Here is a 19835-nt window from a genome sequence, read left to right as displayed (position 1 = left end):
GGCTACTGCAGGACCTGACGGACCTTCTCGCTCAGCGCGACGCCCAGGTCGTGATTGTTCTGCTCGGTGAAGTGGATTCCGTCGACACCATCGGTGGTGATGACCGAACCCGCGTTGAAGAAGGGAACCTTCACGAAGGAAGCGAGCGCGTCGTACGCATCGGCCAGTTGAGCGGTCTTCTCCTGGGCGCCGTCGAAGATGAGTCTGAACCACGGGTGCGGCATGGGAGCCAACGGTGGCGGAGCGACGACGAGGACCTTGGGTGCCGGGTAGACGGTACCGACTCCGCCGCCGCTGGTGAGGACCTGTGTCACTAGAACCGACATTCCCAAGGCGACGTCGAGCGGGGTGCGGTGCAAGTAGGCCTTGGTGTCATTGGTGCCGAGCATGATGATGACCAGGTCGAGTGGCAGGTGGCTGGCCAGACACGCTGGTAGATGGGCCGATCCGTTGAGTCGCGGGTCGGTGGGGTCGTCAGCTGTGGTGGTTCGGGCGCTCAGACCTTCCTCGATGACCGCATGACCTTCGCCGAGTTGATCGGCGAGCACGCCGGTCCATCGCGTCCGCGGTGCGTACCGCTCTGTGGGCATGCCATCGGTGACGGGCACCCAGCCCCAGGTGAGGGAATCGCCGAAACAGAGGATCCGCTTGTCGCTCATGGACTTTCCTTCGTCGGTCGGGAGGGTTGACGTGCTCCAGGCTAGGCCTTACCCGGACGGGCCCCGGGGGTGGGCGCGGCGAGATCCGCCAATTTGGCGACGGCGTCGCGGACGTCGATCTCCTGGTCGAGTCGGGCTGCGCATCGCAACGACGTGACGAGGAGGTCGATGACCACTTCTACCATCGCGTCGGGATCGAAGGGGCGGTCGTTCTTCAACCAGTACGTGGTGGCCTCGTCGAGAGCGCCGGCGCACGAGCGCAGCATCAATCGCAATGCCGGGCGGCCGAGGTCGAGTCCGAGTAGCTGACAGGTCCATTCGATGGTGTGCCACCGTGACTGGTCGAAGATCTCCCATGCTTCGGGGTCACCGCCGCTACCGCCGAGGACCAATCGCAGGGCGAGGTCGTCGTGCTCGCTGAGGTATGCCAGATGGGCGCGCAACATCTCTCGGTACTGCTCACCGGGGGAGCCGTCGCCGGGCGGTGGCGTGTTGGCGGCGTTCAGTCTGTCGGCCGCGTCGCGTAGCGCCTCGAGGTAGATGCCGCGCTTGCTTCCGAAATAGTGGAACAGCAGACCCTGGGCGACACCCGCGGTCTCGGTGATGTCGCTGGCCGGCACGTCGTCGAAGTGACGGGCGGAGAAGTGTTCGACGGCGGCGTCGAGAAGCTTGCGCCGGGTCAGGTCTGCCTGCGCCTGTCGCTGGGTCGTGGCTCGTGGAGTCTGTCGGGCCAGTTTGCGGTTGCTGGCAGTCACCGATAGATGGTGCGCCGGTGCAACGGGCGAGCGCAACTCATCGAAGGGGGCTCGTGGAGTCAAGGTCATTGACTTACACTCAACGAGTGCCTATGTTGGCGACGACGAGCCCACCCATCAGAGGAGACTGCCCATGCCCGAAGCGAAGGCGTTCGTCATCGTCCAAATCGCGATCCACGATTGGGATGGCTACCGTCAGTACGGACTTGCCAATCACCTGGAGATCTTCGACAAGTTCAGCGGCACGCTTGTCAGCGCGGATGACGACGTCGAAGTGGTGGAGGGCGACTGGCCGTTCACACGAACCGTGATTCTGGAGTTCCCGAGCAAGGAACTCGCGCGGGCCTGGTACGGGTCCGCCGAATATCAGGCGGTGGTTGGGCTACGCCACGGCTCCGCGACGTCGAACCTGGTCATCGTGTCCGGCTATCCCGGATGAGTGGTGGCACGGTGCCGACGCCGGTCAGACCGACGTGACGCCGTTGCCGATAGCTTCGACGAAGGTCTCCTTGACCTCCTTCGGTCCGAACGGCCAGGTGCGCTCGGCCCTGGCGTAGATGAGGAATGCGATGCAGCCGAGGACAATCCAGCCCACGGACAGGCCGATCGACAGCCAGGTCGCAGAGACGTAGACGTAGATCCAGCCGACCAGGGCGATGACGGTCGGTACCGGATACAGCCACTGGCGGTACGGCCGGGTGAGATTCGGCTGGCGACGGCGCAATACGATGATCGCTGCCACCTGGGCCAGCGATTGGATCAAGACCAAGGTCGCGACCGCCGCGTTGATGATGGTGGTCAACGTGAACAGCGAACCGATGATCGTGATCGCACCCATGGTGAGTACGCCTGCAGTGGGCAGGTTCAGTTTCGGATGCAGCTTGGCGAACACCGGCAGGAACACCTTGTCCCTGGCGGCTTCGAACGGAACGCGTGACCCGCCCAGGAGGCCGGCGAACACCGAGCCGATGGCTGCGACGACGATCAGAACGGTGATCACCCGGGCCGTGCCCGACCCCCACGCTTGCTCGAGCACCGTCGAGGCGACGGACGTGGCGTCCTTCAACTCGTCGAGGGGAATCGAGCCGAGAACGCCGACCTGCAGCAGAAAGTACAGGCTCATGATGCCGAGGATCGAGAAGACGATGGAGCGCGGGATGGTGCGTGCCGGGTCTCGGACCTCACCGCCGAGGTACGCCGAGGTGTTGTACCCGAGGTAGTCGTAGACGGCGATGATCAGTCCCGCGCCGAGGCCGGCCCAGAACGTACCCCCTCCGAGATCGAATGCGCCAGGCGTGAAGGCGAAGGCTTGCGCGCCGCTGAAGTGGCTGAATGCCGCGACGATCGTGCTGAGCACCGCCACCAGCATGACGACGAACAGAACCGTGGTGAGCTTGCCGATCTGGCCGATCTTGCGGAACAACGCCACCATGATCAAGAGCGTGATGGCGATTCCGATGACCTTGCCCAGCGCGGTGTTGCCCGCGTCGCCGGTTACCCCCGGGAACAGGTAGCCGAGGTATTGGACGAGACCGATGATGCCGGTCGACATGATCAGCGGGATGAAGAGCACGGCGCTCCATACGAATAGGAACGGCATGAGGCGCCCGGTGCGGTATTGAAACGCTTCGCGGAGATAGATGTACGTCCCGCCGGCGCCCGGCATGGCGGCACCGAGTTCGGCCCAGATGAGGCCGTCGGCGAGTGCGAGGATGGCGCCGACGATCCAGCCGAACATTGCTTCCGGACCGCCGATGGTCGCCACCATGGCGGGGATCGTGACGAACGGACCGATGCCGCACATCTGGGTCATGTTGATTGCAGTGGCCTGAAGCGGGCCGATCCTGCGCTCGAGCGCAGGCTGCGGAGAAACCGCGGCTCCGGTCGGTCCGGTTCCGATGGATGGACTCATGATGCACCTCCGCTATTCGTTAGGAAAGTTTCTTAACATATTATGGCCGCGTGTGGAAGAGTGCACTTCGGAATCTTCCCCCGATCGGAACGGAGGGGTGGTGCTCGACCCGACTGCGCCACGAGCGGGAACACCGGCAAGCATGCGCGCGCTCAATCAGCGGCTGGTGCTCAACCGCCTCCGGTACCACGGTGAGGCGACGCGCCCTCAGATCGCCGGAGACACCGGGCTATCCAAACCGACTGTCGGACAGGCACTCTTGGACCTAGAGCAACACGGCCTGGCGCGTGCGATTGGTCGCAGTGCCCCCCGCCCCGGCAGGGCTGCGGTCATCTACCAGACCGATCCGGATGCGGGTCACATCGTTGGCGTCGACATCGGTCGACGCGTGCTTCGCGTCGCGGTGGCGAACCTGGAGGGCACCGTCGTGGCACGCCTGGAGGAGCCGAATCGCAGCCGCTCGGGAGCCATGTTGCTGCGCACCATCGAGGACACCATCCAACGCGCCGTCGCGCGAGCTCGGCTGAGCCCCGACGACATCGTGGTGACCGCCCTCGGAACGCCGGGGATCCCCGACGCGGCAACGGGCACCGTATATCGGGCGCCGAATCTGCCCGGTTGGGAACGGCGCGGCTTGCTGCACGAGCTGGTGTCGGCGCTGGCAGCACGTGGCTCGGAAGTGATCGTCGAAAACGACGCCAATCTGTGCGCGCTCGGCGAGTACGCCCGTGGCGCAGCACAGGACGTCGACGTGGTTGCGTGCCTGACGGTCGGTACCGGCATCGGGATGGGCATCCTGGTCAACGGCAAGCTCTTTCGCGGCGCACACGGCGCGGCCGGGGAGATCGCGGACCTGCCGTACGGACGAGTCCCTGCGGGAGTCACGACGCACCGCCCTGGTCCGGTCGAAGTGGTGGCTGCAGGCCAAGCGGTGGTGTCGGCGGCGCGCGATGCCGGACTGCACGTGCCGACGGCAAAGGCCGTCTTCGATTCGGCGCGGGAGGGTGACGAACGCGCCTTGGCCGTCGTCGCGGACGAGGCGTCCAAACTCGCGCATGTCGTCTCGGTGGTGACCAGTGTGCTCGACCCCGGCCTGATCGTGCTCGCCGGAGGAATCGGTCGCAATGCGGACCTGCTCGCCGAGCCAATGCACCGCGAGCTCGCCGCGACGATTCCCCTGGTTCCCAACATCGTTGGGGGACATCTGGGGGACGACGCCGTCCTTGTCGGCGCCATCGTCATGGCGATGGACACGGCGTGGGATCTGGTCTTCGACCGTCGGGTCCTGGGCCGTGCTGCGAGCGAGGCATGACGAGCGGCGGTTGCGCGATCGGAAACTCAGCGCGAGTGGCAGATCTGTTCGCGGGTAGTCGAATTCGATCCGGCTAGGATGGCGTGCGGATCGATTGCCGTGAATGTCTTGACGGCACCAGCGCCTGGGTAGCAATCGTCATCGCCGCGGCGCGGCGCTGAGTCTCGGTACCAACGTCCTGCGAGTCTGGCGTGGTCCCGATGTGCAGGCTCGAGAGTGCGACCCGGGCACGCAGCCGGCCTTCGACGGGTTCACCAGGTGGGCTGAGGAGATCGAACAGCTCGAGGTAGCGGTCCGCAATCCTGGTCCCGAGATCCAGATCGCGGATCGGTGAGCGACCTTCCCTCAGGAACCGTGCCAGTTCGGCGACGCGACCGGTGAGCATGTCGCCGTATCGGCGCAGCACTTCGATGCGGGTCGTGGCGTTCCGGGGTTGCGTCGTTCCCCACCGCACCAGGCCGTCGAGCTGGGCGAGGAAGTCTTCGATCAAGCTGGCGAGGATCTCGTCCTTGGTGCGGAAGTGGTAGTAGACGGCAGCTTTGGTGATCCCGAGGCGATCGGCGATCTCGCGCAGTGAGGTGCTGTCGTAGCCGCGCTGGGCGAACAGTTCCAAGGCGACCGATTGGAGCTGTGCGCGGGTGTCGGTTCGACGTTGATCCATGTCCGGTGTCCTCCCCGTCGATCGACAGCTTACTTGACGACCGGTTAGTTAATGCATAGCGTCGGCATTGACCCGACGCAGCGAAGGGAGCTCGACATGGCCAGGACCGACGACGACACGTGGGACATCAACGAGAGCGTCGGCGCCACCGCGCTCGGCGTTGCCGGGGGACGGGCGGCGGAGACCAACAGCGCCGATCCCCTCATCAACGACCCCTACGCACGGTTGTTCCTCGAGGCAGCCGGCGACGGGATCTGGAAGATCTACCTCGACGATGAACTTCCGGCGGAGCTGGTCGAGGTCGACCCACGCTTTCAGGACCGGATGCAGGCGATGATGAGCTACATGGGTTCGCGGACGAAGTTCTTCGACGAATTCTTCCTCGCCGCAGCCACCGCCGGCGTCCGCCAGGCCGTGATACTCGCGGCGGGCCTGGACGCCCGCGCGTGGCGGTTGGCATGGCCGCAGGGCAGTGTGGTCTACGAGATCGATCAACCCAAGGTCCTGGCGTTCAAGCTCGAAACGCTGGAGGCCCACGACGTCGCCCCCATCGCCGCTCATGTCAGTGTCGGCATCGACCTGCGCCTGGACTGGCCGAAGGCATTGGTGGACGCGGGGTTTGATCCCACCCTCCCGACGGCATGGTCAGCCGAGGGGTTGTTGCCGTATTTGACGGCTGAGGCTCAGGACCTGCTGTTCGACCGGATCCAGTCGCTGAGCGCGCAGGGGAGCCGAGTCGCGGTGGAGGCCTTCACCAACGACTTCTTCAGCGCTGAGAGCTTTACGCGCCGCGAAGGGCAGATGGAGCAGTACCGGGCGATCGCTACCAAGTTGGGCGGCAAGGACATCACCGAGTCGGGCAATCTCCTCTACGAGGAGGAACGGACCGAAGTCACGGATTGGCTGGCGGCGCACGGCTGGAACGTCACCGCGATCAGCGCCGAGGACCTGTTGGCGAGCAACAACAGGTCGATTCCCCCCGACTTGGACGAGGCAGTGCCCGACAGCGTATTCGTAGAAGGCCAGCTCCCTTAGCGCCCATCGGCCAAGTCCGCCGCTCGCCCGTGCCGTCCAGCGTCGCTGGCGATGTCGGAATCGTCTCATCTTTACTCGAATGCACGCGTTGACGTGGGAGTTCGGTTGTGGCCAATAGCCTCGTTCTTGACTGGCTCACTCGTAGTCGGTATTTCAGAACGGGAGATCCACCTCGCCGTTGGAGGTGACGCCTTCGTCGTGGTTGCGGTTGACGTAGCCCGGCGTGACGGGAACCACCGGTTCGGTCCCGTAGGGCACCAGCGGATCGGTACCGTTGTGGGCGTCGCCGAACGGCGCTCCGGTTTCACCCGAGATGGGGGAGGTCGGGTCCACGGCGGTCGAGATGGGGCCGTCGGCGAGTATCGCAGTCGGGATGGCAACCGGTGCCGCGGCGATGATTCCGCCGAGTAGGCCTGCGGTGAGCAAGGGCGCCGCGAGAGCGATCCTGGTCTTCATGATGTTCTCCTGTCTTCGGTCCGCGGTCGTGTCGTCGACCATTTAGATCGTGTCCCTTGGGCGGACCGAAGTCGCCATGGGCAGCACCCACATTCGTCTTCCCGCTAGCAGGTACCCGCGGACACACGCGACCATTTGGTGGCAGGTCGACTGCTCCTACTCACCGTGCAGCAGGGCTGCGCACCCACTCGTGCTGCGCGGGCGCGACGATGGGGGACGTACCTCCGGTGCTCCCCGGTCGCGGGACAGCAGGTCGGCGACCGTTTCGCGGCGCACCAGCTCGCGTAGGTCTCCGTCGTGAACGGCGACCAGCGGCGGTCGGCATACGGTGTTGTAAGTCGAGGCCATGCTGTGGTTGTAGGCCCCAGTACCCGCGAAGGCCAACACGTCACCGGAATGCAGGTCCTCCGGCAGCAGCACGTCGCGTGCCAGCTCGTCGCCCGCTTCGCAGTGGCGTCCCACAATGGTCACCGGCGTGACCGGGCCGAGAGCGTGCCGATTCACCAGCGCGACACTGTACTTCGCGCCGTACAGGGCGACTCGCGGGTTGTCGCTCATCCCACCGTCGACCGCGACGAAGGTCCGGCCGCCAGGCCGGGTCTTCAGCGACACGACGCGGTACACCGTGACACCGGCGCGTGCGCTGATGGCCCGACCCGGTTCGACCACGATGGTCGGACGAGGGAAGCGCTCGACTGCGCAGGATTCGTTCAGCGCGTCGGTGATCACGGCCGACAGGGCGCGCAGTTCGAGCTCGGGGTCACCGGCGAGATACGGCACGCCGTGTCCTCCACCGATGTTGAACTCGCCCAAGGTCACACCACGGTGGGCTTGGATGTCGGCCATCGCGGGCACGAGCCGGCGAATCGCCTCACCGTAGAGCGTCGCGTCGGTGATCTGCGAGCCGAGGTGGCAGTGCAGGCCGACCAACGTGAGCAGTCGGTGCTGCGCTATCCGGCCGACGGCGTCGCTGAACTGTCCGTCGTCCAAGGTGAAGCCGAACTTCTGGTCCGCCACACCGGTATTCACTGCGCGATGGCCGTGAACGTCGATGTCGGGTGTCACCCGCAGCAGCACCCGTTGCGGCCGGCGCACCAGACATGCGAGATGGGAGAGTTCGGTCATGGAGTCCACGACTATCCGGCCAACCCCGGCCGTCGTCGCGTTGCGCAGCTCGTCAATGGTTTTCGCGTTGCCATGCATCACGATCCGAGCGGGATCCACCCCGGCAGCCAGCGCGATGGTCAACTCGCCGGCCGAACACACGTCGAGGCCCAGACCTTCCTCGGTCACCCACCGGGCCACCGTCGTCGTCAGAAGCGACTTACCCGCATACACCACGCGAACCCCGGGAAGTGCCGAACGGTAGTTCCGGATTCGGCTGCGGAAGTCGGCTTCGTCGATGACGTAGGACGGGGTGCCGAATTCGTCGGCGATGTCGGTCAGGGCGACTCCGCCGACGCAGAGCCGGCCGGCGGAGTCCACGGCACTCGTCGCCGGCCAGACGGCCCGATCGAATCGATCGGGGCTGACGTTTCGCAACGAGGGCAGGTGATCCAGCAGTGTCATCCGTCAAGATTCCACCCAGTACCGGACGATCAGTGCGGCCTTGACGGTCCTCTTACGGCAAAGGTGCGATTCTTAACGAAAAGCACCTGTGGGCAGTCGTTGCGAAGGAACGTGAGGCAGCGGGCTATGAGCCTTCCAGAAGCTGCTGCCCCAGAAAGCCATCGGACGCGACACCAGGCAGGACCGCGAACGTGGCTGATCCGATGGCGGTGGTCCACTGGTTCAGGGCGTCGGCGTCGGCGAGCCGCTGCTGCACGGGAACGTACTGTCGCAAGGGGTCTCGCTGATACGCGATGAAGATCAGGCCGCTGTCGGTGGTCTGGTTCACGGCAGGGGCATCGTCGTAGTTGTATGGGCGACGAAGGAATTGCTCGTCGTCGTTGCGATGACGAGCCAAGGCGATGTGTGCGTTCGGCGGAATGGTGGGGATGCCATTCACGCTCGCGTCCAGGTCGGGCTCGTCGACCTCCCGCCGCCCCGTCAACGGCGCCCCGGTGTCGAGCCGACGGCCGACGGTCAGTTCCTTGCTGGCACGGTCGAGTTCGTCCCAAGCGTCCATCTCTGCGCGGATACGACGAATCGCGACCACCGTGCCCCCTGCGAACCACGGCTGCTCGGCGCCGTCATCCCAGACGTGGCGGTCGAACGCCGCCGCATCGTGCAGGTTCGCCGTTCCGTCGACCTGCCCCATCAGGTTGCGCATCGTGGCACCGGAGCGTCCCGACCCGTACGCGTTGCGGAATCCGACCTGTCGCCACCGCTGCGTGGTCATCGCCCGGACGTTCTTGAGCAGCACGCGGGCGGTGTGGGCGACGACGATCGGGTCGTCAGCGCAGATCTGCAGAAGGAGATCTCCTCCGCACCAACGTGGTTCGAGGCGGTCGGTGGCGAATGAGGGAAGCTGCCCCGCCGATGCGGGACGACGATGGGGCAAACCGATGCGATCGAAGACGCTGAAGCCGAGCCCGGCCGTGACGGTCAGGCGTGACGGTCGGTGGGCGAGTTCGGGTTCGGTGTCGGCCAGAGCGGGCTCGCCCTGGGTGAGCCGGGCGGCGTCGGCCGTCCATAGCTTGAGGACGGCCTTCAGCGTGTCGCGCGGACTTCGCTCGGCGTCACCCTTCAGGTCCAGGGCGAGGAAGAGGGCGTGCGCCTGCGGGGGAGTGGTGACACCGGCCTGGTGCGGGCCGTTGAACGATTCGACCTCGCTACCGAATCCGTCACGCGAAGTGGTGGACTGAGCGGCACCGGACGGTGTCAATGCGGCACCCGCGGCCAGCGCGGCGGCACCCCCGGTGAGGAGGCGCCGCCGGTTGACGGCGAAGTGATTGCGACCGTCAGCCATGCTCTGTGCCCGAATGATACTGCTCGTCGGCACCCGCGAAGTCACGCACCTGCGCAGTGACGGGCATCGACGAGCCGTCCTCGAACACCACCGTCAGGGACACGTCAGCGCCCGGCTGCAACGGCTCCTTGAGATCCACCAGCATCAGATGATCACCGCCAGGCAGCAGGTCGTGTGTTCCTCCTGGTGGAATCGCAACGCCACCGCCCTTGGGCTGCATCACCTTCGCGCCACTGGCATCCGGCACCACTTCGTGGACCTCCACCCTGCCTGCAGCCGGGGAGTTCCCCGACACGATGCGCGCGTCGCGGTCGCCGGTGTTGCGCAACGTGCCAAAGACCGCGGCCATGCCCATCTCGGCCGAGCTGGCCCACTGATCGCTGATCGTGACGGCTGATGCCATCGACGTCTCTTCCGGCGTCGAGGCACACCCGGCGACGAGCAGTGCCAGCACGGTCAGCGCAGCGCCAAAGGGCCTGCGTATCAGCGTGCTACGCATGTGATGGCTTCTTCTGTCGCGCGGCGGCCCTTCGGGATTTGATCGCGCCGATCACCACGTCGACGATCACGAATGCCGCCAAGCTGAGCCCGAACAGCGGTAGGAACCACCCGACAACGATGGCGAGGGCGGCGATCGTGACTGTAGCCACGGGTGGGAGGTTGCGGATGGTTCCGCGAAGCGGTGGTCGACCGACCGCCCACGCCGAACCCCGGGTGGGCCGGCGCTGCCACCACATCAGGTAGCCCCGCACCACGATGGTGATGAGCCCGATCGCCGTGAGCGCCAACAGGATCTGGTTGACGACGCCGAAGAGGATGCCCATGTGCGCGTCGATGGCCCAGTCGGTGAGTTTGGCCAGGAACGGCCAGTCGGCGAAGTTCACTCGGTCGGTGATGGCGCCGCTGTCGGGGTCCACGGAGATGGCGTCATAGCGGGTGGGCCAGTCGCGCTTGTTCTGCGCGACCTTCCATCCCTCGTCGTGCTCGGCGGGCGGGTACATCCAGATCGGCCCCGTCAGGTCCGCCTGCTCGGCGGTGCGCAGTGCGGTGTCGGCCCCGTACAGCATGGCGTCCCCGGTGGCGGGCATCGCGTCGTCGCCGTGGTGGTGGCCACCCGCTGTGGTTTCTTGCCCGACGGACTTGGCCAATACGGTGTCGACCGATGGCGCGGCCATGTTCAGGTGCGCCTGAATCATGTTCACCGACTCGCCGCCGTAACGCGACCAGGTGATCCCGGTGACCGACAAGCCAAGCAGCGCTACGACGATCCAGACCCCGACCGCACCGTGCCATGACAAGGTCCGTCGCCGATCCTTGGTGGCGCGATCCGCAGCTGCCAGTCGGCGCAGCTTCCCGGTGTCTCTGCGGTGCAGGTACCACAGCGCCAGCCCGGCCAACGAGATCACCCACAGCCAGCTCGCCGCGAGCTCGCTGTAGTTGCGGCCGATCGCGTCGAGGTGCAGGGTGCGGTGCAGTTCGTCGAACCACGCCCGCACCGGCATCCACTGTCCGAACGTGGTCAATGCGCCGCGGACCTCACCGGTGTAGGGGTCGACGAACACCGTCCGCGCATAGTCGGGAGGCACGTCGTCGACGGCAAGGGTCACCTGGGTGGTCTCGTCGTCGGCGTTCGGCGGGCGGATGCTCTCCACGGTGCCCTCCGGATGGGCGGCACGGACCGCAGTGAGTTGTTCGGCCAGCGGCATACGCTGCTCGCCCACCTGCGCGACGGTGAGCTCGTGTCGATAGACCAGGTCGTCGATCTGAGGGATGAGGGCATAGAGCAGGCCGGTGACGGCCGCGATGAGGATGAAGGGGCCGACGAATACGCCGGCGTAGAAGTGCAATCGCAACAGCAGCGGACGGAGTCCGCGCAGTCGTTGCCTGGCGGGCGGGACCGCAGGTGGATTGTCTGATCGTGGGTCGACTTCTTCGCGAGGGGTCGTGGTCATGACGGGTATGGCCTTCTGGCTGGGGCGCGGCAGCACCGAAGTGCAATGCGACGCAGGAGTTCTACCGCTAGTGCGGGATGGAGCCATCACCAGCGGGCACGTGGGACACAGCGCTGGGGACGGCGCGCCACGGCTGCCGTCAGCAGACGGCGGCCATGGTGACTGGAGGATTGACCGCTACGCGGTCGTAACGAAAGGCATTGGTGGGCCGCGCATTCCCAGGCCCGAGCGCAGCAGAATGGACTCGACCCGGGGTGCGCTCGTGACGCGTCGCACCGCGAGGTGGGCGGGCCGTGGTCCGGCGGTCGCGAAGAGTCGCAGCCAGCACAGCAGAGATGCGCAGACGACGTACAGGTACTCGGCTGCGCTGATCGCGAGGCCGAGCACGACTGCAGAGGCCATGTGCGCGGCGAACATCGACGGCGTCAGCCCCCAGCCCTCGGCGGCATGGTGGTGTCCACCAGCGACCACCAGAGTCACGTGCCCGAGGAGCTGGGCGATGCCAAGCGCCAGCATCACCCCCACCAAGCGGACGCGACGGCCTTCGAGCGTGATGCTGCCTGCGGTTGCGCCCGTGGTCGCACACACCAGCAGGGCCACGATCAACGCGGCACCCTGCGGCATCTCCCCGCTGGCCGCTGCGTGGGCCGCGATCGTGACCACCGCCGAGCACGCGCCGACGAGGCAGCCGCGCAACCAGCCTGCGCGGGTCCTCGGCGTGCTCACACGCGGAACCTTACCGCCGTCCCTACTACATCACCTAGTAGACCGCGTCGCCGGACTGTACGGCAGTAGGAGGCGGAGGCGTCAACGCGGCGTCAAAGTTTCTTCGTCAGGCGTAAACAGATCGTCAGGGTTTGGTTTTCACAGACCGGATCGGCGTAGTAGTTGAGTATCGCCGCTAGTTTTGCGGTCAAGCCAGGAGCGTGTCCGGTGACTATCTTCGACGTTCTTCATTCCACGAGCTACGACACCGTCTCACCGCATGAGTGGAGCATTCCCGGCTCGACAGCGTCCGCCGACGGAGCCGCCCGGGCTGTCCTTCGGCACTATCGGGATTACCGCAAGGCATTTTCGTGGGCCGGGATCACCTGCGCCGCCGAGGCCCTTCGGCAGCCCGAGGTTGCTACGGCGGTGCGGAAGCGGGGCCAGTCAGTCGACGTGCGCACCTGCGACGAGCTCACCTTCGTGTTGTCGGCGGGCGTCCCGGCGTCGCGGATCATCATGCACGACAACGGGGTCACCGAAGCGCCGATCCGGTGTGCCGTCAACGCAGGCGTCGGCCGACTGGTCCTGGGCTGCCGTGAAGAGATCGTGGCTCTGGCCGGCCGCGCGGATCGGTCCCAACGAGTGCTGGTAGACGTCACCACTGACTGCACCGGCGACACGATCGCCGCGGTGCTCGGCCACCCGCGGCTCAACCTCATCGGGCTGCACGCCGGGTTGACGTCTGAGGCACCCCTGACTGCATACTCCGACACGGTCGCACGGATGATCGCGCAGATGGCCAGTATCCGCCGCGAGCGGAACGTGATTCTGACCCGGGTCAGTCTGGCCGGCGGTGACGTCCTGTCCGACAGGACGGCCCCGACGAGCACTCTGCGCAGACTGGCCGCCGAGCTCGAGGACGCGTTCGACGATGCGTGCGCCCGGTACCGCTTTCCGCGGCCTGCGTTGATCCTTGCGCCGTCGTAGATCACGAGGCCGTGTATCACCGCCGCCCCTCCAGGTAACCCCACGCTGTTTGAGCACCCCCGGCCCGATGGCGACGAGTCGCGTAAGGGTTCACGTGGTATCCGTAATGATTGCGTATGGGCGCCTGTACGAGCAGTGATGCGGGCGTAGACCTGACTACATGTACGACGACCAACGGCCCAGTGCTGCTTCGGCTTCGGGTGAGCCTCCTGTCTCGATCAGCTTGACCACGTCCGCTCCTCGGGTGAATCTGGCCAAGGGCTGTGACGGTCAAGGACCGATGCGTGTGAACCTGAACTGGACTGCTGCGGCGAGCCAGGTCGGCCTCGATCTGGGATGCCTCTATGAACTCGCCGACGGGACCAAGGGCGTGATACCGGCCTTCGGTAATAGTTTCGGGTCGTTGGACAGGCCGCCGTACATCTTGCTGGAAGGCGATGATCGCTCCGGAGCCAACCTGGCGGGGGAGAACATGCATGTCAATCTCGCTCGCCCTGAACAGTTCCGCCGGGTGCTGGTGTTCGCGATGGTCTATCGGGGCGCCTCGAACTGGGCGGCCGTCGATGGGGTCGTGACGTTGTTTCCGACGTCCGGCCCGCAGGTCGAGGTACGTCTGGATTCCGCCGAGAACAAGGCACGCATTTGTGCGGTGGCGCTGATCGAAAGCGACGGGAAGACGGTGTCGGTGCGGCGTGAGGTCAAGTACGTCACCGGAAGTCAAGCCGATCTGGACAAGATGTATGGCTGGGGCATGGAGTGGACGACCGGCCGCCAGTAGGACGCACAACCAAGGCTACGGACGCGCCATTCGCGGTCGTGTGACCACCAAGTCCGGCGCGTCAGCAGCGATCGCCGTCGACCAGCACGGCTCTGAGGCGCTCGACTTCAACCGGGCGCGGCAACCGATCCGTCACCGTCACCATCGCGATGGCAATATCGACATCCGTGACCTGGTCGAGGGGTCGGTCTTGGAGCTCGTCGGCGATCAGGGCGATGCGCGACGCCGGGAGATCGGTGCCGCACAGCGCCAGCAACGCCACGTGCCCGTGTTGGGGACCCGCACGTACCCATGCGGTCACGGTGCAGGCGAAAGTCCTTGCGCCCGTGATAATATTCAGGCCGCAGAGAACGCGACGCTGAACAGGTCCTGCAGTGCTCAGCCTCGTCCGCATCCGACGTTTCGTGGTCATCGTCCAATCGAATCGTCCCGCAACGACACTCGGCAAGAAGCGATGAGAACTTTTACGGAATCCAGTCGGGAAACGTGCGAATCTTGATGCCAAATCGCTGATGAAGCTCGTAGCCTTGACCCAATGCGGACCGCTTACCACGAGCAATTTTCGGCACTCATCGGGTAGTTGGACGAGATGTGCGCGCTGGCTAGCGCTGCGATGGATCGTGCCACGCAGGCACTCCTGCGAGCGGACCTGGTGCTGGCCGAACGGGTCATCATCGATCACGAACGGATGGTGACGATCAGCGCCCGCGCCCAGCAGACTGTGTTCCGGCTCCTTGCCCTGCAAGCGCCGGTCGCTGGCGAGCTGCGGGCAATCGGCCCGCCACGTCATCTTTCAGTCCACTGGCAAGCGACCTGTGCCGTTGTCATGACGCGACGGCCGGAAGCCTTCGCGAAAGCGACGAGTCGCGTAAGGGTTCGAGTCGTATCCGTAAAGATTGCGTAGGGGCGTCCGCACTAGCTGTGATGCGGGCGTAGACCTGAGTACATGAACGACGACCAACGCAATGCTGGCGAACAATCGTCTGCGGAGCAGCCGGGCCTAGCCCCTGGATCGCCACGACCCCAGCGCCTGATCGTTCCGCTCAACACCGATCCGCTTGCGCCACCGCCGATCGCGCAGGCTCCCGCCTCAGCGCCTTGGTGGATACGCCTGCTCGACGGCGACCGAGTATGGGGATCGATGAACAGATCGGTCACCCGGTACGGCGTGACGCACTACTGGCTTGTCGTGTTGCCGCCCGGTATCGATCGCGTGGAACGCCGACTGCTGCGGGGGTGGCGAGCGTGGCCGACATGGGGTGTCGGGTTGTGGCTGCTCTCCGTGTGTTTGTTCGCCAATCTAGCGCCTTGGGCGAGGTTCGCACTTCCGACAATCGTCTGGCTGGGTGTCGGCGTCTTCTTATTCGCGCGAGTTGGGCAGCTACGCAAGCAGGTGCGCACCCTGTACGTCACGTGCATCGTGGGTGATCCCGATGAGCGATCCGCGACGATCTTCGCTGAGATGAAGACCTTGGTCACCGTGCTTAGATCCGCAGACAGGCTGCACGAGCTGGGTGAATTGTCGACGACGGGTCACGAAGCGATGTGGTGGCAGGTCTACGACCGACTCACGGCCGGGCATTCTCGAACCCTCGACGATGATGCGTCGATCTGAACGTGCGAATCCTTGATGGGTCAACGGCTTTCGATGTCGGACAGTCGCACCGTAAAGATCGTGGTCGAACCCGTATGGATTTCGTATGGGCACTCGGAACTCGTGTGGTCTCGGGGTAGACACGAAGACGTGAACGACGATCATGTAGGCCGTGTGGTCCAGCCGTGGTAGCTGATGGTCCCCAGTGGGGTACCGATCATCCGCGCACACCGTCGAATCGGTTGACGTATGCAACGGCGCGATACCGGGATCGAATACTCGATGGTCCGCGGGCGTGGGGGTCGATCGACACAGGAGTGGACCGGCGGGGTTTCCGTCGGTACCGACTAATCCTGTTTCCCCCGGGTGTCACGAAGATCGAGCGGCGGCTCCTGAGACTGTGGCGGGTCCTGCCGACATGGGTGGCCGCGCTCTGGCTGAGCTCCGTGATCTGCTTGAGTCAGACCCACACACCCTGGGTGGCACTCGGGGTGGCGACCACCATCTATTTGTTGGTGGGTGCAGTCACGTTCGACCGGCTGGGAGCACTGCGCACTCAGGTTCGCACATTGTCCGTGGCGCTCATCGCAGGCGAATCAGATCGATATGCGGCCGCGACATACGCGGAGCTGAAGAAGCTCGCCGCCATCATGTGTACCGCGGACGCCTTGCTCGGGCAGGGTCGCATTTCGGCGACCGAGCACGAATCCATTTGGTGGCAGGTCTACGAACGCGTTGGTTGAATCTCGATCCGTTCGCCCATGATGACCGTGCGGTCCGGTGGCAGGCCGAAGTACACGCTGGCGTCGGTGCTGAACATCGAGGTGGCGATGAACAGCCGTTTGCGCCGCTTCGGCATGGTGGGTGCGGTGCCACTGGTCAGTTCCAGCTTCGACAAGAAGAAGGAAGCCTCGTCGACATTGACCGGGCCTTCGGTCTGCGCCGAGTCGAGCAGACGGAGCCAGCGCCCATAACCCGAGAGCTCAGCCTCACTTCGATGTGATGCTGCCGAGACGGCTGTTGAGTCTGAACCACGTTAGATGTGCCAGAGCCGACCTTCCAACACCTTTCGCGTGGGTAACGAGTCGAGCACCCGCGGCTTCGCGTACCGCCGCGCCCGGATCGACGGGGGCCGTGCCGTTCTCAGTGGCATCGGGTGATCCAGGAAGCATCGTCAACAGGTCGGCCGTCGTCGACGGGAAGGTCCACAACTTCGTATCCCGGCGGATCAATATCGCGTAAGGATTCATGCAGGCGGTGTCAGAAGTGCGTATGAAATCGGTAAATGGGGCTTTGGCGGGCGTAAACCTGAAGGCATGACACCTGTTCTTGATACGCCGGATTGCGCTCCACGACTTTACGACTCGATTCAGCTGATGCGGGGTGTCATCTCCAGCGCCGGTTACGGCGTGCCTGCCGTCGCACTGCGCGACCGCGCGTTGGCGGCTTGGGTTCGGGCACACGGGATCACGGTTACGGCGCACGACGACGATGAATTGGACTTGGTGCAGTACAGCGGTATACGGCCCACTCAGATCGTGTTTCGGTGCGGACCAATGACTGACTCCATTCGCCGAGCGGTAAACCTTGGCGTCTTCCGTTTCATCGTCTCCACAGAACACCAGATCGCCCGTTTGGGCGAATGCGCCCAACGCACCAAATACATCTACCTCGACGATCAGTCACCGCTGGTGATTGCAGACCGCCGGTTGAAGGTCATTGGATTGCACGGCGACGTCGACGACTCCGGCGGTGCCGTGGAATGGGCGTCGGTGGCCGAGCGTCTGCTATGCCGATCGGCGCTTCTGAAGACCTGTGGGTCATCGATACACCGGATCATGCTCAGCGGAGGATCAACTGACATCTGGTTGAACGGCCAAGCGCCGCAACTGACGTCGATCGTGTGTGCTGTCGACGAGGCACTGCGTGAGGGTTGTGAACGGTGGCAACTTCCTCGACCGGCCGTGACGTTGGCTCCATCGACCGCTACGGGCAGGGTGGTCACCGCGGCGTGAATACCGTCGCGCCGAAGCCGGATCACGGTTGCCACCTGGAGTGGGTCACTGCTGGAAGCGGTAGCCCATTCCGGCTTCGGTGATCAGGTGCTTGGGGCGGGAGGGGTCGTCTTCTTGCCCGACGAGCTTCTCGGGGTTGCGGACCAGGTTCTCGAGCACGGCTCACTCGGTGGGTCCAAGTGCACGTTGTCACGCTGTCGGGTAACCTCTTTAGCGGCGGGGCCCACGCCGAAGGCGGCAGTGTGGATGACGGGCTCCGCGGTGTCTGATGTGCGGGTGCCCACCGCGCAGGTCGACGTGACGTACCTGTTCTACCCTGCCCGTGCAGCCGACACATTCGCGCACCACTCATCTCGTGAAGGAGTTGGTTGCCATCGGCGCTTAGTCCAAGACGGCCGCCCACTCGAGGCTGACGCCCGTCCCACTCAAGGTTGAAGGCAGGCGCGCGGCCCCGGGGTTCTTCTTGTGGCGGGCGCATCCGATTCGGTTGTGCGGGTGGGCTTCACAAGGCAGGTCGACCGTTCCGCACCAGCGACCTACTCGTCACTAGGGTGATGCGACACCGACGGTGGAGACGTTCTCCCCGACTGTCGCGTGAAGAGTCGCCGTGCGCTCGGACGCCGACAGGCCACCCCAGATTCCGTACGACTCACCGGCATTCAACGCATGGACGCGGCACTCTGCTATTACCGGGCAGCGCAGGCACATCTCCTTGGCGCGCGCCTCACGCCGCACCCGCTCATGACCGCGTATGTCACCGGGGGTGAAGAACATCGACGCGTCGGTGCCCCGGCACAGTCCGCGGAGCTGCCAATCCCAGATACCGGCCAAAGGTCCGGATAGTTGCCGTGAGGGCATTGAAGCCGATCCTCTCATTAAGCACTTCCTCGAAATCGCTCAAGGCGTTGTGGCCGCCCAATCGTGGGTTCCTGAGTCCCGTTTCACTGCCCGGCAGTCCCGAGTGCGTCGTCCGGCCCTCGCGCCACCAGTTAACCGACATGGCCGCCCAATGACGCCGTGATGAGGGCGGGAGGGGTGTAGGACGCCAGCATGTTGGCGCGCTCCTGAGGTGTGAGGTTGCGGCGCGCCCACAGGCGTTCCATACCTCTGCGGCCGGCCAGTAACCATGGGTGTGCGTTCATGTCATTGACAATAGGTGACTACCGTTGCGGCATAGGGTATCTGAACGCAATCCATACGGAGATGACGGACATTTTTACAGTGGGCATCAGCTGTTCAGCGCCGCGTGCCGACGTCATCGACGACGGGACCGCTCGGCGGCACGAGTCCCACCGATCGGTCCATTGCCTAGACGGGGTCACAGCTGAAAGCGATAGCCCATGCCGGCTTCGGTGATCAGGTGCTTGGGGTGGGAGGGGTCGTCCTCGAGCTTGCGCCGCAATTGCGCCAGGTAGACACGTAGGTAGTGTGATTGGTTGGTGTGGGTCGGCCCCCACACCTCCTTGAGCAGTTCCTCCTGTCCGACCAGCTTCCCCGGGTTGCGGACCAGGATCTCGAGCATGCCCCATTCGGTTGGCGTCAAATGCACGTTGGCACCTCGCCGGGTCACCATCTTGGCAGCGAGGTCCACAGTGAAAGCTGCAGTGTGGATGACGGGTTCAGCGCTGTCGGACGCCGCTGCCGCGCCACGGCGGACCGCGGCGCGCAGCCGGGCCAGGAATTCGTCCATGCTGAACGGCTTGGTCACGTAGTCGTCGGCGCCGGCATCCAGTGCCTCGACCTTCTGATTGGGGTCGGTTCGCGCGGAGAGCACGATCACCGGCGCGGTCATCCAGCCACGCAGACCGGCAAGCACTTCGATGCCGGAGATGTCGGGCAGTCCGAGATCGAGGACCACCACGTCGGGGCGCCGCTCGGCGGCCGCACGCAGTGCGGCGGCGCCAGTGGTGGCGGTGACGACCTCATAGCCGCGGACGGACAGATTGATGCGCAAAGCGCGCAGGATCTGCGGTTCGTCGTCGATCACCAGCACCGTGGTCTTGGCCGGAACCTCGGCCGGAGTCACTGGTCGTCCTTCTCTGGCGCCGCAAGGTCGATGACGACGGTCAGGCCGCCGCCAGGAGTGTCGGTGACGTGCAC

Annotated in this window: 23 protein-coding genes and 2 pseudogenes; 9 read left to right on the top strand and 16 right to left on the bottom strand. The window is 65.0% G+C overall.

Annotation, left to right across the window (positions count from 1 at the left end; translation table 11 throughout):
* Positions 1 to 2: 2 nt before the first annotated feature.
* A complete protein-coding gene (locus tag ACRDUX_RS31070; RefSeq protein ID WP_526419725.1) occupies positions 3 to 659 on the bottom strand; it encodes an SGNH/GDSL hydrolase family protein in 657 nt (218 codons plus the stop codon).
* Positions 660 to 700: 41 nt separating this feature from the next.
* Complete coding sequence (locus ACRDUX_RS31065; RefSeq protein ID WP_526419723.1) at positions 701 to 1414, bottom strand: TetR/AcrR family transcriptional regulator; 714 nt, start codon at positions 1412 to 1414, stop codon at positions 701 to 703.
* Positions 1415 to 1547: 133 nt separating this feature from the next.
* Here ACRDUX_RS31065 and ACRDUX_RS31060 point away from each other — a divergent pair, with 133 nt between their 5' ends.
* A complete protein-coding gene (locus tag ACRDUX_RS31060) occupies positions 1548 to 1853 on the top strand; it encodes a DUF1330 domain-containing protein (protein ID WP_526419721.1) in 306 nt (101 codons plus the stop codon).
* Between the two features lie 24 nt (positions 1854 to 1877).
* Here the strand turns inward: ACRDUX_RS31060 and ACRDUX_RS31055 are convergent, their stop codons facing one another.
* Positions 1878 to 3326 (bottom strand): amino acid permease, encoded by a 1449-nt coding sequence (locus tag ACRDUX_RS31055; RefSeq protein ID WP_526419719.1) that lies wholly within the window; start codon positions 3324 to 3326, stop codon positions 1878 to 1880.
* A 100-nt stretch (positions 3327 to 3426) separates the two neighbouring features.
* Between ACRDUX_RS31055 and ACRDUX_RS31050 the strand changes: the two genes are divergently transcribed.
* Positions 3427 to 4638 (top strand): ROK family transcriptional regulator, encoded by a 1212-nt coding sequence (locus ACRDUX_RS31050; RefSeq protein WP_526419717.1) that lies wholly within the window; start codon positions 3427 to 3429, stop codon positions 4636 to 4638.
* 73 nt (positions 4639 to 4711) lie between these two features.
* Here ACRDUX_RS31050 and ACRDUX_RS31045 read toward each other — a convergent pair whose 3' ends face one another.
* Positions 4712 to 5299, bottom strand: a complete 588-nt coding sequence (locus ACRDUX_RS31045) for a TetR/AcrR family transcriptional regulator (protein WP_526419715.1) — start codon at positions 5297 to 5299, stop codon at positions 4712 to 4714.
* Positions 5300 to 5395: 96 nt separating this feature from the next.
* Between ACRDUX_RS31045 and ACRDUX_RS31040 the strand changes: the two genes are divergently transcribed.
* Positions 5396 to 6334, top strand: a complete 939-nt coding sequence (locus ACRDUX_RS31040) for a class I SAM-dependent methyltransferase (protein WP_526419713.1) — start codon at positions 5396 to 5398, stop codon at positions 6332 to 6334.
* A gap of 153 nt (positions 6335 to 6487) precedes the next feature.
* Here the strand turns inward: ACRDUX_RS31040 and ACRDUX_RS31035 are convergent, their stop codons facing one another.
* The 6 genes from ACRDUX_RS31035 to ACRDUX_RS31010 form a co-directional block, all read right to left on the bottom strand.
* On the bottom strand, positions 6488 to 6790 hold the full coding sequence (locus ACRDUX_RS31035) for a hypothetical protein (RefSeq protein ID WP_526419711.1): 303 nt from the start codon (positions 6788 to 6790) through the stop codon (positions 6488 to 6490).
* Positions 6791 to 6946: 156 nt separating this feature from the next.
* Positions 6947 to 8359 carry a diaminopimelate decarboxylase gene (gene lysA / locus ACRDUX_RS31030; protein ID WP_526419709.1) on the bottom strand — a complete coding sequence of 471 codons (1413 nt, stop codon included), beginning with the start codon at positions 8357 to 8359 and terminating at the stop codon, positions 6947 to 6949.
* 124 nt (positions 8360 to 8483) lie between these two features.
* The gene (locus ACRDUX_RS31025; RefSeq protein WP_526419707.1) at positions 8484 to 9701 is read right to left on the bottom strand and encodes a Dyp-type peroxidase; all 1218 of its coding nucleotides are present in this window, start codon (positions 9699 to 9701) and stop codon (positions 8484 to 8486) included.
* The gene (locus ACRDUX_RS31020; protein WP_526419705.1) at positions 9694 to 10200 is read right to left on the bottom strand and encodes a copper chaperone PCu(A)C; all 507 of its coding nucleotides are present in this window, start codon (positions 10198 to 10200) and stop codon (positions 9694 to 9696) included. The genes ACRDUX_RS31025 and ACRDUX_RS31020 overlap by 8 nt, the downstream gene beginning before the upstream one ends.
* Positions 10193 to 11653 (bottom strand): PepSY domain-containing protein, encoded by a 1461-nt coding sequence (locus ACRDUX_RS31015; protein ID WP_526419703.1) that lies wholly within the window; start codon positions 11651 to 11653, stop codon positions 10193 to 10195. Before ACRDUX_RS31015 ends, ACRDUX_RS31020 begins: the two co-directional genes overlap by 8 nt.
* A gap of 177 nt (positions 11654 to 11830) precedes the next feature.
* A complete protein-coding gene (locus ACRDUX_RS31010; RefSeq protein WP_526419701.1) occupies positions 11831 to 12379 on the bottom strand; it encodes a hypothetical protein in 549 nt (182 codons plus the stop codon).
* Positions 12380 to 12586: 207 nt separating this feature from the next.
* Between ACRDUX_RS31010 and ACRDUX_RS31005 the strand changes: the two genes are divergently transcribed.
* On the top strand, positions 12587 to 13348 hold the full coding sequence (locus ACRDUX_RS31005) for a type III PLP-dependent enzyme domain-containing protein (protein ID WP_526419699.1): 762 nt from the start codon (positions 12587 to 12589) through the stop codon (positions 13346 to 13348).
* A 160-nt stretch (positions 13349 to 13508) separates the two neighbouring features.
* A complete protein-coding gene (locus tag ACRDUX_RS31000; protein WP_526419697.1) occupies positions 13509 to 14126 on the top strand; it encodes a hypothetical protein in 618 nt (205 codons plus the stop codon).
* A gap of 61 nt (positions 14127 to 14187) precedes the next feature.
* On the opposite strand, the gene ACRDUX_RS30995 is transcribed toward ACRDUX_RS31000, so the two are convergent.
* Positions 14188 to 14388, bottom strand: a complete 201-nt coding sequence (locus ACRDUX_RS30995) for a hypothetical protein (RefSeq protein WP_526419695.1) — start codon at positions 14386 to 14388, stop codon at positions 14188 to 14190.
* Between the two features lie 327 nt (positions 14389 to 14715).
* On the opposite strand from ACRDUX_RS30995, the pseudogene ACRDUX_RS30990 reads away from it, so the two are divergent.
* The 3 genes and pseudogenes from ACRDUX_RS30990 to ACRDUX_RS30980 all read left to right on the top strand — a co-directional run.
* Positions 14716 to 14901, top strand: a pseudogene (locus ACRDUX_RS30990) (PhoU domain-containing protein); the annotation flags it as partial.
* Positions 14902 to 15072: 171 nt separating this feature from the next.
* Positions 15073 to 15741: a DUF6611 family protein gene (locus ACRDUX_RS30985; RefSeq protein WP_526419693.1), complete on the top strand. Its 669-nt coding sequence runs from the start codon at positions 15073 to 15075 to the stop codon at positions 15739 to 15741.
* Between the two features lie 164 nt (positions 15742 to 15905).
* Positions 15906 to 16463, top strand: a complete 558-nt coding sequence (locus ACRDUX_RS30980) for a DUF6611 family protein (RefSeq protein ID WP_526419691.1) — start codon at positions 15906 to 15908, stop codon at positions 16461 to 16463.
* Here the strand turns inward: ACRDUX_RS30980 and ACRDUX_RS30975 are convergent.
* Positions 16445 to 16618 carry a hypothetical protein gene (locus ACRDUX_RS30975; protein ID WP_526419689.1) on the bottom strand — a complete coding sequence of 58 codons (174 nt, stop codon included), beginning with the start codon at positions 16616 to 16618 and terminating at the stop codon, positions 16445 to 16447. The genes ACRDUX_RS30980 and ACRDUX_RS30975 overlap by 19 nt on opposite strands.
* Positions 16619 to 17036: 418 nt before the next feature.
* Between ACRDUX_RS30975 and ACRDUX_RS30970 the strand changes: the two genes are divergently transcribed.
* The gene (locus tag ACRDUX_RS30970; protein ID WP_526419687.1) at positions 17037 to 17735 is read left to right on the top strand and encodes a type III PLP-dependent enzyme domain-containing protein; all 699 of its coding nucleotides are present in this window, start codon (positions 17037 to 17039) and stop codon (positions 17733 to 17735) included.
* Between the two features lie 45 nt (positions 17736 to 17780).
* Here ACRDUX_RS30970 and ACRDUX_RS30965 read toward each other — a convergent pair.
* The 4 genes and pseudogenes from ACRDUX_RS30965 to ACRDUX_RS30950 form a co-directional block, all read right to left on the bottom strand.
* Positions 17781 to 18013 (bottom strand): annotated as a pseudogene (locus tag ACRDUX_RS30965) (winged helix-turn-helix domain-containing protein); the annotation flags it as partial.
* Between the two features lie 268 nt (positions 18014 to 18281).
* Entirely contained in the window at positions 18282 to 18593 is a 312-nt protein-coding gene (locus ACRDUX_RS30960; RefSeq protein WP_526419685.1) for a WhiB family transcriptional regulator, read from the bottom strand.
* A 131-nt stretch (positions 18594 to 18724) separates the two neighbouring features.
* Positions 18725 to 18877, bottom strand: coding sequence for a hypothetical protein (locus ACRDUX_RS30955; protein WP_526419683.1), 153 nt, complete (start codon positions 18875 to 18877; stop codon positions 18725 to 18727).
* Positions 18878 to 19053: 176 nt separating this feature from the next.
* Complete coding sequence (locus tag ACRDUX_RS30950; RefSeq protein WP_526419681.1) at positions 19054 to 19761, bottom strand: response regulator transcription factor; 708 nt, start codon at positions 19759 to 19761, stop codon at positions 19054 to 19056.
* Between the last annotated feature and the right edge of the window lie 74 nt (positions 19762 to 19835).

It is taken from the genome of Mycobacterium sp. (assembly GCF_050701675.1).
GTDB lineage: Bacteria > Actinomycetota > Actinomycetes > Mycobacteriales > Mycobacteriaceae > Mycobacterium.
Note: the sequence above shows the minus strand (reverse complement) of the source record. Positions and strands in the feature narration are given on the sequence as shown.

What these genes read in the sequence shown, in the direction of transcription:
- ACRDUX_RS30960 (WP_526419685.1), bottom strand. Translation starts at nt 18,593, where the DNA reads ATGCCCTCACGGCAACTATCCGGACCTTTGGCCGGTATCTGGGATTGG.
- ACRDUX_RS31020 (WP_526419705.1), bottom strand. Translation starts at nt 10,200, where the DNA reads ATGCGTAGCACGCTGATACGCAGGCCCTTTGGCGCTGCGCTGACCGTG.
- ACRDUX_RS30970 (WP_526419687.1), top strand. Translation starts at nt 17,037, where the DNA reads ATGACACCTGTTCTTGATACGCCGGATTGCGCTCCACGACTTTACGAC.
- ACRDUX_RS31055 (WP_526419719.1), bottom strand. Translation starts at nt 3,326, where the DNA reads ATGAGTCCATCCATCGGAACCGGACCGACCGGAGCCGCGGTTTCTCCG.
- ACRDUX_RS31040 (WP_526419713.1), top strand. Translation starts at nt 5,396, where the DNA reads ATGGCCAGGACCGACGACGACACGTGGGACATCAACGAGAGCGTCGGC.
- ACRDUX_RS31070 (WP_526419725.1), bottom strand. Translation starts at nt 659, where the DNA reads ATGAGCGACAAGCGGATCCTCTGTTTCGGCGATTCCCTCACCTGGGGC.
- ACRDUX_RS31045 (WP_526419715.1), bottom strand. Translation starts at nt 5,299, where the DNA reads ATGGATCAACGTCGAACCGACACCCGCGCACAGCTCCAATCGGTCGCC.
- ACRDUX_RS31060 (WP_526419721.1), top strand. Translation starts at nt 1,548, where the DNA reads ATGCCCGAAGCGAAGGCGTTCGTCATCGTCCAAATCGCGATCCACGAT.
- ACRDUX_RS31015 (WP_526419703.1), bottom strand. Translation starts at nt 11,653, where the DNA reads ATGACCACGACCCCTCGCGAAGAAGTCGACCCACGATCAGACAATCCA.
- ACRDUX_RS31000 (WP_526419697.1), top strand. Translation starts at nt 13,509, where the DNA reads ATGTACGACGACCAACGGCCCAGTGCTGCTTCGGCTTCGGGTGAGCCT.
- ACRDUX_RS30955 (WP_526419683.1), bottom strand. Translation starts at nt 18,877, where the DNA reads ATGAACGCACACCCATGGTTACTGGCCGGCCGCAGAGGTATGGAACGC.
- ACRDUX_RS31035 (WP_526419711.1), bottom strand. Translation starts at nt 6,790, where the DNA reads ATGAAGACCAGGATCGCTCTCGCGGCGCCCTTGCTCACCGCAGGCCTA.
- lysA (WP_526419709.1), bottom strand. Translation starts at nt 8,359, where the DNA reads ATGACACTGCTGGATCACCTGCCCTCGTTGCGAAACGTCAGCCCCGAT.
- ACRDUX_RS31025 (WP_526419707.1), bottom strand. Translation starts at nt 9,701, where the DNA reads ATGGCTGACGGTCGCAATCACTTCGCCGTCAACCGGCGGCGCCTCCTC.
- ACRDUX_RS30985 (WP_526419693.1), top strand. Translation starts at nt 15,073, where the DNA reads ATGAACGACGACCAACGCAATGCTGGCGAACAATCGTCTGCGGAGCAG.